This is a genomic window from Clostridium sp. 19966 (assembly GCF_032335695.1).
Classification (GTDB): Bacteria; Bacillota; Clostridia; order Clostridiales; family Clostridiaceae; genus JACTOJ01.
The window spans coordinates 18,344-35,235 of sequence record NZ_JACTOJ010000032.1; the positions used below are offsets into that span (position 1 = coordinate 18,344).

Annotated in this window: 14 protein-coding genes and 1 other annotated feature (1 of these 15 cut by a window edge); of the genes, 10 read left to right on the top strand and 4 right to left on the bottom strand. The window is 33.9% G+C overall.

Translation table 11 applies throughout. The features are described from left to right. The first annotated feature begins 9 nt into the window (after positions 1-9). From IAI10_RS21685 to IAI10_RS21695, 3 genes are all read left to right on the top strand, one after another. Entirely contained in the window at positions 10-648 is a 639-nt protein-coding gene (locus tag IAI10_RS21685) for an alpha/beta hydrolase-fold protein (protein ID WP_315675407.1), read from the top strand. Between the two features lie 130 nt (positions 649-778). Further along, positions 779-1,099, top strand: coding sequence for a rhodanese-like domain-containing protein (locus tag IAI10_RS21690; RefSeq protein ID WP_315675408.1), 321 nt, complete (start codon positions 779-781; stop codon positions 1,097-1,099). Between the two features lie 51 nt (positions 1,100-1,150). After that, positions 1,151-1,507 (top strand): C-GCAxxG-C-C family (seleno)protein, encoded by a 357-nt coding sequence (locus IAI10_RS21695; protein ID WP_315675409.1) that lies wholly within the window; start codon positions 1,151-1,153, stop codon positions 1,505-1,507. 109 nt (positions 1,508-1,616) lie between these two features. On the opposite strand, the gene IAI10_RS21700 is transcribed toward IAI10_RS21695, so the two are convergent. From IAI10_RS21700 to IAI10_RS21710, 3 genes are all read right to left on the bottom strand, one after another. Next, positions 1,617-2,480 (bottom strand): phosphotransferase, encoded by an 864-nt coding sequence (locus IAI10_RS21700; protein ID WP_315675410.1) that lies wholly within the window; start codon positions 2,478-2,480, stop codon positions 1,617-1,619. 5 nt (positions 2,481-2,485) lie between these two features. Further along, positions 2,486-3,061 (bottom strand): hypothetical protein, encoded by a 576-nt coding sequence (locus tag IAI10_RS21705; RefSeq protein WP_315675411.1) that lies wholly within the window; start codon positions 3,059-3,061, stop codon positions 2,486-2,488. A gap of 97 nt (positions 3,062-3,158) precedes the next feature. Continuing rightward, a complete protein-coding gene (locus IAI10_RS21710) occupies positions 3,159-4,037 on the bottom strand; it encodes an AraC family transcriptional regulator (protein WP_315675412.1) in 879 nt (292 codons plus the stop codon). Between the two features lie 176 nt (positions 4,038-4,213). Between IAI10_RS21710 and IAI10_RS21715 the strand changes: the two genes are divergently transcribed. The 6 genes from IAI10_RS21715 to IAI10_RS21740 all read left to right on the top strand — a co-directional run bounded on the left by IAI10_RS21715 (position 4,214) and on the right by IAI10_RS21740 (position 13,421). Then, positions 4,214-6,280 (top strand): glycoside hydrolase family 31 protein, encoded by a 2,067-nt coding sequence (locus tag IAI10_RS21715; protein ID WP_315675413.1) that lies wholly within the window; start codon positions 4,214-4,216, stop codon positions 6,278-6,280. 50 nt (positions 6,281-6,330) lie between these two features. Next, on the top strand, positions 6,331-8,730 hold the full coding sequence (locus IAI10_RS21720; RefSeq protein ID WP_315675414.1) for a VPS10 domain-containing protein: 2,400 nt from the start codon (positions 6,331-6,333) through the stop codon (positions 8,728-8,730). Positions 8,731-9,124: 394 nt separating this feature from the next. Next, positions 9,125-9,676, top strand: coding sequence for a GNAT family N-acetyltransferase (locus IAI10_RS21725; RefSeq protein WP_315675426.1), 552 nt, complete (start codon positions 9,125-9,127; stop codon positions 9,674-9,676). A gap of 368 nt (positions 9,677-10,044) precedes the next feature. Beyond that, on the top strand, positions 10,045-11,310 hold the full coding sequence (locus IAI10_RS21730) for a serpin family protein (RefSeq protein ID WP_315675415.1): 1,266 nt from the start codon (positions 10,045-10,047) through the stop codon (positions 11,308-11,310). A gap of 129 nt (positions 11,311-11,439) precedes the next feature. Further along, positions 11,440-12,948: a sialate O-acetylesterase gene (locus IAI10_RS21735; protein ID WP_315675416.1), complete on the top strand. Its 1,509-nt coding sequence runs from the start codon at positions 11,440-11,442 to the stop codon at positions 12,946-12,948. A gap of 29 nt (positions 12,949-12,977) precedes the next feature. Continuing rightward, positions 12,978-13,421, top strand: coding sequence for a peptidoglycan recognition family protein (locus IAI10_RS21740; protein WP_315675417.1), 444 nt, complete (start codon positions 12,978-12,980; stop codon positions 13,419-13,421). A gap of 7 nt (positions 13,422-13,428) precedes the next feature. Here IAI10_RS21740 and IAI10_RS21745 read toward each other — a convergent pair whose 3' ends face one another. Beyond that, positions 13,429-14,655 (bottom strand): MFS transporter, encoded by a 1,227-nt coding sequence (locus IAI10_RS21745; RefSeq protein ID WP_315675427.1) that lies wholly within the window; start codon positions 14,653-14,655, stop codon positions 13,429-13,431. Positions 14,656-14,964: 309 nt separating this feature from the next. Here IAI10_RS21745 and IAI10_RS21750 point away from each other — a divergent pair, with 309 nt between their 5' ends. Continuing rightward, entirely contained in the window at positions 14,965-16,779 is a 1,815-nt protein-coding gene (locus IAI10_RS21750) for an HD domain-containing phosphohydrolase (RefSeq protein ID WP_315675418.1), read from the top strand. Between the two features lie 62 nt (positions 16,780-16,841). After that, positions 16,842-16,892 (top strand) — a binding site (T-box leader) (it continues 205 nt past the right edge of the window).

Below are 16,892 nucleotides of genomic sequence, written 5' to 3' on the forward strand. Positions count from 1 at the left end.
TGAGAGATTATGAAAACAAATTTATCATATAGTATTAATTTACCAGCAAGTTTAGAAGAAGGAAAGAGGTATCCTGTTATTTATGCTATGCATGGCATGGGGAGTAATGAAAAAGACATTCTTAGTACCCTTGGAGAAATTAAAGAGGAATTTATTATTATAGGAATTAGGGGAAATATAACTATGGGCGATGGGTATGCTTATTTTACTATTAAAGGTTTTGGAAATCCTAATATTGATTCCTTTGATGAAGCAATAGATAATATCGAAGGGGTTATTAGTGAGTCCATAGAAAAATATCCCATAGATTCCTCTAAACGATTTTTACTTGGATTTAGTCAAGGAGCTATTCTATCTATGAGTTTGGCACTTAAAATGGGAAATAAGCTTAAAGGTATAGTAGCTTTGAGTGGATATATTCCTAAGCATGTAAAGGAAGATTACGAAATAAAGGATGTTAGTGAGCTCTCTGTATTTATTGGCCACGGTAAATTTGATGAGGTGTTTCCTTTGAAGGTAGGGGAAGAAAATTACAAATATTTTAAAGAAAGAAATAAAGCTGGAACCTTCAATTCATATCCAGTGGGGCATCAGATTTCTTTAAAGGAAAAAGATGATTTTATTGATTGGCTAAGAAATAGGAAATAAATCTATATAAGATTCATTAATTATAGTTATGCATTAAAAAATAAAAGCCTTGACAAGTATAGTTTTATAGCCTAGCATAAGTATATAAGAAAAAACTAATATACTTTAGATGAAAGAAGGAAGAGAAAATATGTTTTCAATATTTAGCAATAATAATGTAAATACCATAAGTGTACATGATTTAGACAGCAAATTAGGAAAAATAAATTTAATAGATGTTAGAGAAGAGTACGAATATAGAAATGGCCATGTTCCTACGGCTAAAAACATTCCTATGGGAGATATATTATCAAAGCCTGAAAATTATTTAAATAAAGATAAGGAATATCATATAATATGTCAATCAGGCGGAAGGAGTTCTAGAACTTGCAAGGATTTATCTTCTAAAGGATATAATGTGATAAATGTTTCTGGAGGAACCGGAGCTTACATAAAACCTTTAGAGAGATAAGAACAAATTATAAAATATAGCATAATTTTATCATGAAGGAGAGAAATGTTTATGAATAGAGCGGTGGAATTCCATAAGGAAGGTTACAATTGTGCAGAATCTATAATAAAAGCAATAAATGATGAAAAGAAGCTGAATATTCCAGTAGCTGTGGCAACTCCTTTTGGAGGAGGCATGAATGTTGGAAATACTTGCGGGGCCATTACTGGAGCATTAATGGCTATAGGTGCATTAAAGGGAAGAGAATCAAGCTTGGAAGCAAATGAAACCAGAAAGATAACTAAAGAAGTAATGGATAAAATAAGAGATAAATATGAAACCTTTCAATGTATAGAATTAAAGAAAAAAGGCGTTTCCTGTGATGAAATTATAGAATATGCTTACGATGTGCTTCAGAAGAGTATTTAATAAAATCGCTGTGAAAAGGTGTTGATTGATTTAGTCAACACCTTTTAAATAAGCTGACATATCAATATTTATTTTGATAAAATAAATATTTTAGGTAAAAGGTAAGTATTTATTTTAGTTTTTCTCTAATACAATTTAAAAGAACATCCTTTTCTCTCTTGCATATAGCGCTAGCTTTTAGTTTTACACACATAATTGGTAGAAGCCAAGCATCGATTTCTTCATATTTCATTCCAGATAATTTAATATATTCATCAAGAAATATTTCAATTAAAAATTCACGGATATTATTAAAATAATGAGCAAAGCTTTCAGGCAATCCTTCAGGTAATACAGCATAGCGCATCATAACAATGTATTCTGCAATATCTGCAGCTGGATTTCCAGAAGAAGCATTCATCCAGTCAATAATTAAGGGCTTCCCTTCTCGCATAATGAAGTTACCGGGATTGGGATCTCCGTGACAAAGGAAGCTTTTCTTAGGCAAATTATCTACAATATTATTTATTTTTTCTTTTTCATGCTCTGTTAAGTATGGAGCAGAGAAAATGTGCCATTTAAGCGTTTCTGTTTGGTCTGGAAATTCAGGGATAACTTTTTTGTGAATATCGTAAAGTATTTTTGCAGTAAGCCTTATAAGATTGTCTTTTGTATCGATTAGAGACTTATCTTCATCAGAAAGTGGTAAATTTATAGATATCCCAGAATCATATTCCTTTAAAAGCAGCTCCATAAAAGTTTGTCCTTCAATTTTTTCGTATATTATTCCTAAACGGCCGCTAATGACTATTTGTTCATAGGGCATATAAGTTGGAAGTCCATTCTTCCAAGCAAGTTTTATGTTATTAAATTCTTTATTTACGCCATATTCATCCATGTCTGAATAAAATAATTTTAAGGCTTTATCCTTTTCCCATTCAAATACCTCAGAATTTCCGCCGACTCCAATACGTTTTCCAATTAAAGAATTCATAAATTTTAACCTCCATTTGAAATTTCACTGCATAGGAGAAGCTCATACATATCTTTTACCATTTTTCCCGCCTCTTCCATAGTAATTTTGATTGTATCAGTATTTATCATTGAAGCTATGCCCATTACATAGATGTTTAGTTTTAGATATATTTTTCGAAGGGTGTCTTCATCTATGTCCTTAAGTCTTTTGCTGTGGCGCAAAGAAGAAGTACTTAACTCTTCACCAATAAATCTATCTTTGCTTAAATCAAAGGTTTTGTATCCGGATAAGTATACGGATTTAAAAAGTTGTTTTTCGTTTTTAGTCACATTTAAATAACCAAGGCATAAATTAAGAGCGGGGCTATTTTTTTCATTTCTATATTCTTTCATGTTTGAAAGTACAAATTCCACAGCCATAGCGTATACATGATTTTTTATATGTTCCATGCTTTTGCAGATGCTGTAAATAGGTTGAGTAGAGCAATTAAGTCTTTTGGCCAAATTTCTAGCTGTTAAAGCGTCCATTCCAGATTCACGTACTATTTGGAAGGCTTCGTTATCAATCATTCCTTTGGTAATTGCTGGTTTTGGGGGCATGTTATCATCTCCTGAATGGATTTAAAACTAAAATAACATATGTTATCACAACTTGAATAAAATTACAATATATAATTAAAGAAGGTTAGTTTTCATGCTAACCTTCTTTTCTATATTGGCTGGGAGAGCATCCAATGGCCTTGATAAATTCTCTATTGAAATAGCTTATGTTGTTAAAACCTATGTTTCTTGCAATATCAGATATCTTCCAATCAGTTTCGTTAAGCAAACTGCAGCTTTTCAATATTCTGTAACGAATAATGTAAGCTATAGGGGGCATATTCATGACCTCTTTAAAGCAGTGGCAGAATTGCCCCTTACTCATAGGGATTATTCTTGCTAAATCCTCCAGAACTATTTCATCTTTATAATTTTCCTGAATATAATCTAAAACTGGCTGCATTCTATCTAGCTTGTAATTTTTTTCACTTCTGTATCTAGGAGCGGTAAATCCGGAGTTTTTATAACATAAATGCCATATTTCAAATAATTTGCTTTTTAAAATTAGTTCATTTTCAGATAAATTCTCATTTCTTAAGGGATCCATTTCTTTTATCAACTCAATTATTTTTCTTTGCCATTCATTTTGAGAAGTAAAATGTTTATTAAACTCTCTTTCTTCTTTTAGAATCGGGTAAACAAATTTTGAATAAGCAGCACCTTGCTTACTGTCGCCAAATAGATTCGGATGAAATAAAACTACAGAGGCTTCACAAGGCATGCCGTTATAAGATCTTGCTGCGTGGAGTTGATTTGAATGTATGAATAAGCCTTCACCAGCCATAACAATATAATCTTTATCTTCAATAGTATATACAATAGCCCCTTCAAGTACTGCGATAAATTCAAATTCATAATGCCAGTGCAGATAAAAAAAGTTTTCTTCATTTTCTTTATAGCTTAGATGATGAATAGCAATTGGAATTAAAGCTGTACCATGAATAGCATTTTCTTTTAGTAATATTTTTGATTTCAAGCTATATCTACCTTCCTTAATCTACCTTCCTTATATCAACAATATTGTGTTAGTAATTAGCAATTTACTTAAAGTATAAGATAAAAATAATTAATATAATACAATTATAAGCAATAAATATTAAGTAAACAATAAGTAAATTACAATGATAAATTCTAAAATAGGAGGAGAGTAAGATGAAATTTACTCAAATAGGAAATCGTTTAATTGGCAAAAATGGATCTGAAACTATTTGGATCGAGCCTTGGGGAGAAAACTCTCTTAGAGTTCGTATGACAAAAGAAGCTAATATGGATGTTAATGACTGGGCGTTAATTGATCAGCCAAAAGCTGCTGATGCTAAAATTGTAATTCAGGAAACAGAATTAATAGAGCCTTGGATTAAAGAGGAAAGAGAACAGCATGCTCTGAAAACTCAGGTTGCTTCGATCCAAAATGGAGAAATTACAGCTTCTTTTAACGGAGAAGGGTGGCTTACTTTTAAAAATAGTGAGGGTAAGATACTCACAGAAGAATATTGGCGCAACAGAGATCGTATAGATAGGTATTGCGTGCCTCTTCGTGTGGATGGAAGAGAATTAAAGCCTATTACAGGAGCTAGCGATTATATGCTTACTCTTCGTTTTGAAGCTTATGAAGATGAAAAAATATTTGGACTTGGTCAATACCAGGAAAAGGTTTTAAACAAAAAGGGAGCAATTTTAGAGCTAGCGCACCGTAACTGTCAAGCAAGTGTTCCTTTTATGCTTTCAAGCAGAGGATACGGCTTTCTATGGAACAATCCGGCTATAGGAACTGTAACCTTTGGTACAAATCGTACTGAGTGGATAGCTAATAGCACTAAGAAGCTTGATTATTTCATAACAGCTGGAAAAACTCCAGCTCAGATTGAACAGCAATATGCTAATGCTGTAGGAAAAGCGCCTATGATGCCTGAATATGGTTTAGGCTTTTGGCAATGTAAGCTTAGATATAAAACTCAGGCTGAGGTGCTTAAGGTAGCAAGAGAGTACAAACGCAGAGGAATTCCAATAGACGTAATAGTAATTGACTTCTTCCATTGGACAAAACAAGGGGACTTTAAGTTTGAACCTAGAGACTGGCCAAATCCAGATGCTATGATAGCTGAATTAAAGGAAATGGGCATAGAGCTTATGGTTTCCGTATGGCCAACAGTAGATAGCCGTTCTGAAAATTTTGGGCCAATGTCAAAGGAAGGCTATTTAATTTCTGCAGATAGAGGAATGAATATAAATATGAACTGGATGGGTGAGACAGTATTCTATGATACTACACATCCAGGTGCTAGGGATTATGTATGGCAAGCTTGCAAGAAAAATTATTATGACAAGGGAGTTCGTATATTCTGGCTAGATGAGGCTGAACCTGAGTTTGGACCTTATGATTTTGATAACTACAGATATTATCAAGGACCAGCTCTTCAATGTACTAATATATATCCGGCTATGTATGCCAAAGGTTTTTTCGATGGAATGACAGAAGCAGGTCAGGAAAATGTATGTAACTTAGTTCGTTCTGCTTGGGCTGGAAGCCAAAGATATGGAGCTCTCATTTGGTCAGGAGATGTTTCCTCCACCTTCAGAGCCCTTAGAGAACAGATTCAAATTGGGTTAAACATGGGTATTGCAGGAATACCCTGGTGGACAACTGATATAGGAGGATTTTTAGGGGGAGACGTACAGGATAAGAACTTCCATGAACTTCTTTTACGTTGGTTTGCTTTTGGAGTTTTCTCACCAGTACTTCGTCTTCATGGAGAGAGAGTGCCTCATATTCAGCCCAAGCAGGCAGTAATTGATGGTGTAACTCAAATGTTTACTGGCAGCGATAATGAAGTATGGAGCTTTGGTGAGGAAAACTATGAGATAATGAAAAAATATATTTTAATGCGTGAAAGACTTCGCCCATATGTAAGAGAATGCATGAAGGAAGCCCATGAAAAAGGAACTCCTGTTATGAGAACCATGTTCTACGAATTCTCAGAGGATGAAGCTTGCTGGAATGCGGATACACAATACATGTTTGGACCTGATATATTGGTAGCGCCTATATTCGAATTAGGACAGAGAAGCAGGAAAGTTTATCTGCCAAAGAATCAGTTATGGAAGAACGCAAAGACTAATGAGATAATAGAAGGTGGACAAGTAGTCACGGTAGAGGCTCCAATTGGTGAAATTCCTCTATTTGTAAGAGCCGAAAAGGAATATCCTATTTACGCTTAAGAACATATTGAATATTAAATAGTAAACCAATAATTAAAGGGAGTGAAGATATGACTGTCCAAGCAGATAATTTAAATAAACGCGAAAAGTATATGTATAAATCTATTTCAGTTCCTGGGGGAGGTTTCGTTACAGGATTCCTCTTTCATCCTTCAGTGCCTAATATTTTATACTGCAGAACTGATATAGGTGGTAATTATAGATATGATTTTGAAAAAAGATGCTGGATATCTCTTGTGGATCATGTAAAGGATTCTGAAAGGTGGGAAACTTATCCACTTTCAATAGCTTTAGACAAGCAAAATCCAAGCTACTTATATACCATGGTGGGTCTTTATCCTAAGCATAAGATAGCTTTTTCAGAGGATTACGGTAAGCATTTTGTATATTTTGATCCACCTGTAATTGATGAGAAGGGAAATACTGCTACCATACATGGAAATGCGGCAGGGAGATCTACTGGGGAAAGGTTGGTGGTAGATCCTAATAATTCTGAGGTGCTTTATTTAGGAACCATGGAAGATGGTTTGTGGAAGACAACGGATAGATGTAGAACCTGGAAAAGGTTAGAGGTAGCATATCCTGGAAAGGATAATGAAACCAACATAGCTTTTGTGGAAATGGATCCAGCTGACTCGAACAGAATAATTGTTGCAACAAATGGAAGACAAGGCTCCTTAATAGAAAATGTTCGCGGTCAGAGTGTCTATGTAAGCAATGATGGAGGAGAAAACTTTAAACCATTAAAGGGTGAACCCACACCAGTTATAGCAGGATCTAAGGATTATCCAGGCTATGTGGGGCAGCGTGCTGCTTTTTTAGAAAAATATCTTTATATATCCTATGCTGCTTATAACATAGGCTGGTCTAATTGGAACAGCTATGGCTGCGACACTGGAAAATGCTATGATGGAGCTTTGTTCCGTTTTGAGTTTGATGATAATGGAGAGGTGATAGAAGCTTTGGACATAACGCCTCAAAATATAATAGAACCCAATTTTCATGATGAAGAAGCTCCTGAAAGAAGAGTGGGATATGGAATAAGCGGTATATGCGCTGATAAAAATCATAAGGGTACATTAATTTGCTCTACCATTACTTCAGCACCGGATACAATTTATAGATCCACTGACTATGGTATCACTTGGAAACCTATCATGTCAGGGTTAGAAATAGGAAAAATTGATTTTAATGTTTCCTATCAAAGACCAGAATACAATGGAAATCTGTCTCTTATTCATTGGATGTCAGATTTAAAAATTAATCCTTTTGACAGCGATATGGCACTTTTCAACACAGGAGCAGGAATATTCATGACTAGAAACCTGACTGCGGCAGACAGAGGAGAAGATGTAGTATGGAGCTGCTGTGATGAGGGCGTGGAAGAAACTGTACATTTAAATGTTTATTCACCCCCAGCTGGAGAAGTTAAAGTTATAGATATCATAGGTGACTATGGTGGATTTGTATTCACGGATCTTGATAAACCTGCAGAAAACACCTTTGCAAATCATAATAAGGATAGATGGATAACTGCAATGAATGCAGATTTCCCTGACAGCAACCCTAACATGCTAGTGGTGGCTCCTAGAGGAAATTGGCTTGGAAAAACTAAGGGGGGAATAATTGTATCCTTTGACCAAGGCAAGAGCTGGGAGCAGTTAAGTGATCCAGTAGGACTCACTAAGGATATTGATGAGCTTGTAGAATATATAAAAACACCAAATGTTACAGCTGGCTGGGCGGCAGTATCCTCAGATGGCAATACAATACTTTGGGGGCTTGGACTACCAATATACTCCTCTAAGCTTGTTTATACAAGAGATTTAGGAAAGATATGGGCAAAAGTCTCAGTTTATGATAGAGAAGGAAAATTGATAGAAGCTGACAAAATGCCTTTTAAGGTTATGTCAGATAGAGTGAATGCAGATATTTTCTATGGCTTCAGTGATAATTCTGAGGGTAGAGGCTTCTATGTAAGTACAGATAAAGGTGCAGTTTTTAAGGAAGTTGAAGCACCAGAAGATTTTCCTAAGATTAATCTTGCCGGCATAGATAGCGAGCAGAGCTATGAGATAAGAGTTGAATCAGGAAAAGAAGGAACTATATGGCTTGCAATGCTTGAAGGAGGACTTTGGAAGTTAAATTATGATAAGGCTGAAAATAGATTTATAGGAGAAAGGGTTTCAAAGGCTGGAGATTATATAAATAGAATTGGTCTTGGGAAACCTAAAGAAGGTAATGAAATTAAAGCTTTATACACCAGCGGAACTATAAATGGAGAGTATGGTTTCTATAGATCTGATGATGGCGGAGAAAACTGGATTAGAATCAACGATAATGAACATAATTTTGGTGATATTAGATCTATATCAGGGGACCCAAGAGTGTTTGGACGCATTTATGTGGCCACAGGAACAAGAGGCCTAGTATATGGAGATATAGTGTAAGAAAACAAATTCAATATAAAAAAGCCCATCTTTCTGTGTATTGCAGTGAAAGATGGGTTTTTGCCGTGATTTTTATAGATATTATATAATATCCAACAAAAAGATTTACAAAAATAATAAAATGTGATATAATTAAAGATTAAAAAAATCATTTATAAATTCCTTTTTAACAATAATATTATTTTATAATAAAAAGCTGTAACTTGCAAGAAAATAAGAGTATATTTAAGAAAACTATTCTGCATTTAAATGCATCTAATTAATGGGTATCACAATAATGAATACATATCCATATGGAATTTAGAATTAATCTATAAGCATGTTATAATATTTCCACTGAAGAGAAATATTTCTTTGATTAAAAACAGAGACAAAAGAATTAGGAGTGATTATGGTGGAAAAAATTTATGAAACAGAGAGATTAGTATTAAAGGTATTGGATAAGAGCTATGCAGATTTGGTTTTAGAATATTATTCTAGGAACAAATTGTTTCTGGAAGAGTGGGAACCTAGGAGAAATGAAGGATTTTATACCAAAGCCTATCATGAAAAAGAATTGGAAAAAGAATACATAAGCATTGAAAAAGGGGATTCTTTTAGAGTGTGGATACTTAAAAAGGAAGATGAGAGAAAAATAATAGGATCTATAGGTTTCAGCAATATTGTGAGAGGAGCTTTTCTATCCTGTTATCTAGGATACAAGCTAGATAAGGATGAAATAAATAAAGGCTATATGACTGAGGCTATAAACAAAGGAATAGAAATTATGTTTAATGAGTATGGGCTCCACAGAATAGAAGCTAACATTATGCCTAAAAATAAGCGCTCTTTAAGAGTAGCAGAGAAAGTGGGGTTTTATAACGAGGGGCTAGCTTATAAATATCTAAATATAAATGGCAAATGGGAGGATCATATCCACATGGTTTTTCTCAATAAAAGGCTATGATTTAAAAGGATGTTGATAAAGGCGTTTTTCGTAAAAGAACTCTAAGGGCTGTTTTGTTATAATCGGCTACCAATTTTAATGCGCCATCCATGGCGCTAAAATTGCTTTGCCCGTCCTAGGCAAAATTACGCCAATTATAAGTCGCAATCCCTAAGAGTTCCTAGAACTCAAACGATAATATCAACATTTTAAAACATAGCCTTCCGAACTTAAGGAAGTTTTAAATCAGTGTAAAAATCAACACTGATTTAAAACAGAACCTAATGAAAAAAAATGCATAAAAAACTATAACAATATAGCTAAGTGACCATTATATAGGCAGAATAAAAAATATTGCTTAAAGTATGTAAATGTATAGGAGGTATTCTATGAGTAAAAAATCTATTCCGATGATATCAGCTGCAATTGCTTTTTTATTGCTGCTGACCTCTGCACTTTTACAAAAGAAATTATCTGAAAGTAAAGTTTATGCTGAAGATTTAATGAAAAAGATTAAAATTCAAAAAACTGATGATATAAAGCTGGATACGAGTTTTATAAAAATAACTTCCAACTTTTCTATCAATCTATTTAAAAAGTCTTATAATAAACAAGAAAATTCGCTTATATCCCCCGTATCAATTTATATGGCTCTTGGCATGACAGAAAATGGTGCAGCTGGTGATACGCTTAAGGAGTTCGAAAATTTGCTGGGGGCAGAAAATATGAGTTCCTCACAATTAAATTTATATTACCACAGCTTAATGGGAAAACTAACCAATGAAAAAGAAGGAAAAGTAAGTATTGGAAATTCCATATGGTACAGCAAGGCAAAAAATTTAACCGTAAAGAAGAAATTTCTTCAAAGTGCCGCAGATTATTATAATGCTGAAGCTTATAAATCGGACTTTGAATCCGATAATACAATAAAAGATATAAATAATTGGGTTAAGAAAAATACAGGAAATCAAATAAATAAAATTGTAGATAAAATTGATAAAAATACTGTTATGTATTTAATAAACACTATTTATTTTGATGAAAAATGGCAGCAGCCTTATAAAAAGGAAGATGTAAACACTGGCACTTTTAGATTAGAGGAGGGTACCGATAAATCCGTAAAATTTATGAATTCAGAAGAATATCAGTATCTTAATGATGATAAAGTGCAAGGCTTCATAAAAGAATATAAGGGCGGTAAGTTCAGCTTTGTTGCTTTGCTTCCTAATGAAGGTATAAGCCTAGAGAATTACTTATCTTCTCTTACAGGAGAAGATTTTATAAAGCTTATAAATAATGGAGTTCAAACTGCTATTAGTGTTAAAATGCCTATATTCGAAGCAGATTATAGTTTGGAATTAGCGGATTCCTTAAAAGAAATGGGACTTAAACTGTGCTTTGATAGTAATAATGCAGACTTTTCTAATATGGGTAGTTCCAGTGAAGGAAATATTTATGTGAGCAATATACTTCATAAAGCGTTTATATCTGTAAATACTGATGGAACAAAAGCAGCAGCAGCTACGAAAGTTGAGATGAAATCTGGAGCAGCGCCTCTAATGAAAAGTATAATACTTAACAGACCTTTTTTGTATGCTGTAATCGATAATGAAACAAAGCTGCCACTATTTGTAGGGACTATGATGAGGCCATGAAAGGTTATATAAATCTGTATATAAAAAACCATGTAGTTTTGTAACAAAATTGTACATTAATTTTTAATAAAATTAGTGTTACAATTTATCTATGGAAAGGATTACTATTATATTGGAGGTAGATTTAAATTGTTGAAGGTAGCATCGATTTTTAGCAGCAATATGGTATTGCAAAGAGAAAAAAATATAAGAATATGGGGAACTGGAACAGAAGACACTTTAATTACAATTTCTATAGGTGAATTCAGTGTATGCTCAAAAGTAAAGAATAATAAATGGACAGCTGTTCTTCCTAGCATGAAAGCAGGAGGTCCATATGCTTTAAGTATCACTGATGGAAACAGCTCGATTCTATTTGACAATGTAATGCTTGGAGAGGTATGGCTAGCAGGTGGACAATCTAATATGGAATTAGAACTGCAAAACAGCAAAAATGGTAAAGAAGTCGTAGCAAACATAAAAAATGAAAACGTAAGATTCTATAATACTCTTAGGCTAAGTTATATAGACGAAGAGTTCTTTGAAAAAGAATCTAAAAATCATTGGGAGGAATGTACACCTGAAAATGCAGGTACTTGGTCTGCAGTTGCATATTATTATGCAAAAAAGTTATCAGAAGAATTAAATGTGACTGTAGGCATAATTGGCTGCAATTGGGGAGGAACCTCAGCTTCAGCCTGGATAAGCAGGGAGAGTCTAGAGCTGGATAGGGACACTAATACTTATGTGCAGGAATATGATAATGCTAATAAGGGAAGAAGCTTTGAGGAGTATTTGAAGCAATTAGAAGATTATAATATATGGTATGAGCAATGGCAAAAAAAAGTTGATAAATGTTATGCTGAAAAGCCAGATATACTATGGTCTCAGGTTCTCAAAATTGCAGGAGAATGCCATTGGCCTGAGCCTCTTGGACCAAAATCGCCCTTCAGAGCGGCAGGAGTGTATGAGACCATGCTTAAAAGGATTATGCCATATACATTAAGAGGCTTCATATATTATCAAGGAGAAAGTGATGACCACAAGCCAAAGATGTATGGTAAGCTCCTTACTAAACTTATAGAGCAGTGGAGAAATGACTGGGAAGATGAAGAACTTCCATTTATTTTTGTACAGCTTCCTATGTTCATTGGTAGAGAGGATAAGGATAATAAGCATTGGGCTCTTATAAGGGAAGCACAGATGAGAGTGCATAAAACAATTAAGAACACTGGTTTAGCTGTTATACTTGACTGCGGTGAATTTGATAATATTCATCCAGTGGACAAAGAGCCTGTGGGAGTTAGATTGTCTATGCAAGCTCTATACCATGTGTATGGTAAAGCTTTAAAAGCTTATGGACCTATTTATAAATCCTTTGAATATAAAGCTAGTGGAATAGAAATTAACTTTGATTATGCAGAAGATGGAATGGTATTAAAGGGTGAGAAGGCAGAAGGCTTTGAAATAGCAGGAGAAGATAAAAATTATAAAGAAGCTGCTGCAGAGATTTGCGGCAACAAGATATTTGTATACTCAAAGGAAGTGTCAAATCCAAAGTATGTGAGATATTCTTGGACCAATTATGGGTCAGTAACGATATTGGGGAAAAATGGATTACCTTTGGCTCCTTTTAGAACTAGCAGAAATGATGAATAGAATGTGTTTCAGTTTGAGGAGATGAAATCATGGATATAATTGAAAGTAATTTGAAATTCAAGGATTTATCCTATGGCAATCAACCAGAAATTTTAGTGCTTCATCATGCGGCTATAAGCATGTGCAGCGTAGAAGATGTGCATAAACTTCATTTGGGAAACGGATGGGCTGGATGCGGATATCATTTTTTAGTAAGAAAAGATGGCAGTATTTATAGAGGAAGGCCTGAAGAATCCATAGGAGCCCATTGCGCTGGAGCAAATGATATGTCTATTGGAATATGCGCTGAGGGAAATTACATGCAGGAATTAATGCCAGAAAAACAGAAAATTTCTACAGTTAATTTATGTAAGTATGTGATGAAGAAATATAACATAGAAATGATAAAATGTCACAAAGAACTCAATGAAGGCACAGATTGTCCTGGAATTAACTATCCATTTGAAGAAATAAAAGAATTAACGTTAAAGTAATGAGAAGCTAGCTTTTGCTAGCTTCAAATTTATTTACTTTAAATAGAGAAGGAAATAATTTGGTCCACAGCACTACAACGATTATAGTACCTAGCCCACCTACAAGTGCTGCAGGCATAGTTCCAAGCAAGGAAGCTGTTGTACCTGATTCGAATTCACCCAGCTGATTTGAGGTGCCTATAAATATCATATTTACAGAGCTTACCCTTCCTCTCATGTAATCGGGAGTCTCAAGCTGAACCAGGGTAGAACGTATAACTACGCTTACTACGTCGGAAGCGCCCAGTGCAAAAAGAGCTATAAAGGATATAATTACTGACTTTGATATAGCAAATATGATGGTAGAAAGTCCAAAACATACTACCGCAGTGAACATTATATGTCCCACATTCTTTCTTAATGGTTTTTTAGCAAGGTAGGCTGACATGAGCAAAGCACCTACGGCAGGTGCAGATCTAAGAATGCCTAATCCTAAGGAGCCTATCTTTAAAATTTGACTAGCATATATTGGAAGAAGAGCTGTAGCTCCACCAAATAGTACGGCGAATAAATCTAAGGATATAGCTCCAAGTATGATAGGTTTGCTTTTTATAAAGGTTATTCCAGCAAAAAAAGATTTCAAGCTTGCAGCTTCAACTTTTCTTTCTTCTTTTCTCATAAATATTTGAGATATAAGTATACCAGAAAGCAGCAATAAAATTGCTGCTATACTATAAACTAAAGTAGCACCAAAGGAATATAATATGCCACCCATTGCTGGTCCTATAATAACTGCAAATTCTGATACAGAGGACATTAAAGCAGAAGCTCTAGGGAAGACTTCCTTGCTTACAATGTTAGGCAGTAATGCTTGCATTGGAGGTCCTTCAAAGGAATGAGCTGCTGCTATAAAGAAAATTATTAAAAGGAATCTTTCCTTAGTAAGCCAGCCGCTGTAGCTTCCTAAAGCCAGCAAAACAATAGCTACGCTTTCAATTACCTGGGCAATAGTTATTATTCTTCTACGGTCATATCTATCTGAAAGATGTCCCACAAATAGAGATAATAAAAGCATTGGAAGAAATTGAACTAATCCAACTAGTCCCAAATAAAATGCAGAATGTGTAAGGGAGTACATTTGCCACCCTATAGCAATTGTAAGCATTTGATATGCAAAATTAGTGGATACTCTTGCTATCATAAGCAATCGTAGAGAATTATTTTTTAGCAAATTAGAATTATTCATTGCTGTCATTAATTTCACAAGACCTTTCTGTAATATTATTAGATAAGAATGATGCCTAATTATACCAATAGTGCTTATTATATCATAGAATACTGTCAAATAAAATTGTATTTAAGAAGCAATGTTAAAAATCATGAAGGATAATATTGTAACAATGTTCAAAATGTTATATTATTAATAGTAAATAGTAATTAAAAGTAATTATTTAGCATACGACGAAAAATTTAGTCTAAACAGTGAAGTTTTTGGGAAAATAGGTCGATATATTTATAAACATCATTGTTAAATGAATTAATTAGTTGGATGGGGGGAGTAATCATGTTCGGAGATAAGTTGAAAAAATTCATGATAATTTTTAGGTCTCAAAGAAAAAGTAAGCTAGAGTATGAGGCAGTAAAAATATGTCTAACCTATCTTATTATTGGACTACTATGGATTTACATTACTGATTTGGAAGCAAGTAAAATTTCAATTGATAACGGCATGCTATTACTTATAAGTACCTACAAAGGATGGTTATACGTATTTATAACAACCTTGATAATCTATATGTTAATAAAACGGCTTATAAAAAAGGTGGATGCAGCAGAAACTAAACTAAATAAAAGTAATGAAGAATTAGCCGCGGCTAATGAAGAACTTCAAGCTTATGTTCAGCAGCTCACTGCTTCGGAAGAAGAGTTAAGAATTCAATATGAACAAATTGCTGAGAGTGAGAGAAAACTGGCAGCTAGCGAGGAGAAGAATAAAGCTATTGTAAATGCTATTCCAGATTTATTATTTGTTATCGATGATAAAGGGTACTTTTTGGATTGCACTTCTGGAGATGAAGGCTTATTATTAGTGCCTAAAATTAAATTTATTGGGAAAAGTATTTCGGAATTAATGCCAGAAGATGTAGCAAAGAATGCAATGGAGAAATTAGCTTTAGTTATTGAAAATGGAAAATTACAAACATTTCAATATAAATTAGATATTTCCGGAAAAGAACATTACTTTGAAGTAAGAATGGTAAAAAGCAATGATAAAGAGGTTCTGGCTATATCTAGGAATATGACAGTTGAGAGACGCAATGAATTGGCTTTAATAGCAAGTGAAAATAATTTAAAATACCTAAGTTATCATGATCAATTGACAGGATTGCATAATAGGAGATTTTTCGAAGAAAAATTACGAGAGCTTGATAAGGAAGAAAATCTGCCTCTAACTATTATAATGGCTGATGTTAATGGGCTGAAGCTTATAAATGATTCTTTTGGACATGTATTTGGAGATAAATTGCTAATAAAAGTAGCTGAGTTATTAAAAAAAGCATGTATAGAAGGAGATGTGCTTGCTAGATTGTCCGGTGATGAATTTATAATTTTGCTTCCCAAAACAGATTGTGATAGAGCTGAGAATATTGTTAAGTATATAGAAAGCCTAGAATTGACAGAAAAAATTAATTCTATTGATATATCCGTTTCCTTTGGATATGCTACAAAGAAAGAGCCTACTGAAAGAATTTCAGATATACTGAAAAAATCAGAGGACAATATGTACAAAATAAAATTATTTCAAAGACCAAGCATGCGAGGGAAAACTATAAATACTATAATAAGTACTCTTCATGAAAAAAATAAGAGAGAAGAGCAGCACTCACATAGAGTCTCAAATCTATGCGAAGCTATGGGAAGAGCTTTGCAATTTCCAGAGGATAGAGTAAGAGAATTAAAAACTGTAGGACTTTTACATGATATAGGCAAGATAGCTATAGAAGAAAATATACTAAATAAAAACGGAAAATTAACGGAAAATGAATGGAATGAAATAAAGCAGCATCCAGAGATAGGATATAGAATTCTTAGCACTGTAAGTGATATGCAGGAAATAGCTCAGTATGTGCTGGCACATCACGAAAGATGGGATGGAAAAGGATATCCTAGAGCTTTAAAAAGCGAAGAAATACCTCTTCAAGCGCGGATTATTTCAATAGCTGATGCTTATGATGCCATGGTTAGCGAAAGAAGCTACAGAGATGCATTACCTGAAGAAGTAGCTATAGAAGAATTAAAAAGAAATGCAGGAACTCAATTTGATGCAACGCTCTTGGATATCTTTATAGAAAAAGTGTTATATAAATCAATTTGCTAACAAAAAATAGTATTGACAATATGTTTGAAAAGATGTAACATGAGAAAAATTAATGCATTAATATAAATGCAGTGAAGAGGAAGAGTAGGAGAAGTAAATAGTTAAAGAGAGCC

Excerpts from the sequence above, each read along its gene's own strand:
- IAI10_RS21685 (WP_315675407.1), top strand. The coding sequence starts at position 10 with ATGAAAACAAATTTATCATATAGTATTAATTTACCAGCAAGTTTAGAA.
- IAI10_RS21690 (WP_315675408.1), top strand. The coding sequence starts at position 779 with ATGTTTTCAATATTTAGCAATAATAATGTAAATACCATAAGTGTACAT.
- IAI10_RS21695 (WP_315675409.1), top strand. The coding sequence starts at position 1,151 with ATGAATAGAGCGGTGGAATTCCATAAGGAAGGTTACAATTGTGCAGAA.
- IAI10_RS21700 (WP_315675410.1), bottom strand. The coding sequence starts at position 2,480 with ATGAATTCTTTAATTGGAAAACGTATTGGAGTCGGCGGAAATTCTGAG.
- IAI10_RS21705 (WP_315675411.1), bottom strand. The coding sequence starts at position 3,061 with ATGCCCCCAAAACCAGCAATTACCAAAGGAATGATTGATAACGAAGCC.
- IAI10_RS21715 (WP_315675413.1), top strand. The coding sequence starts at position 4,214 with ATGAAATTTACTCAAATAGGAAATCGTTTAATTGGCAAAAATGGATCT.
- IAI10_RS21720 (WP_315675414.1), top strand. The coding sequence starts at position 6,331 with ATGACTGTCCAAGCAGATAATTTAAATAAACGCGAAAAGTATATGTAT.
- IAI10_RS21730 (WP_315675415.1), top strand. The coding sequence starts at position 10,045 with ATGAGTAAAAAATCTATTCCGATGATATCAGCTGCAATTGCTTTTTTA.
- IAI10_RS21740 (WP_315675417.1), top strand. The coding sequence starts at position 12,978 with ATGGATATAATTGAAAGTAATTTGAAATTCAAGGATTTATCCTATGGC.
- IAI10_RS21745 (WP_315675427.1), bottom strand. The coding sequence starts at position 14,655 with ATGACAGCAATGAATAATTCTAATTTGCTAAAAAATAATTCTCTACGA.
- IAI10_RS21750 (WP_315675418.1), top strand. The coding sequence starts at position 14,965 with ATGTTCGGAGATAAGTTGAAAAAATTCATGATAATTTTTAGGTCTCAA.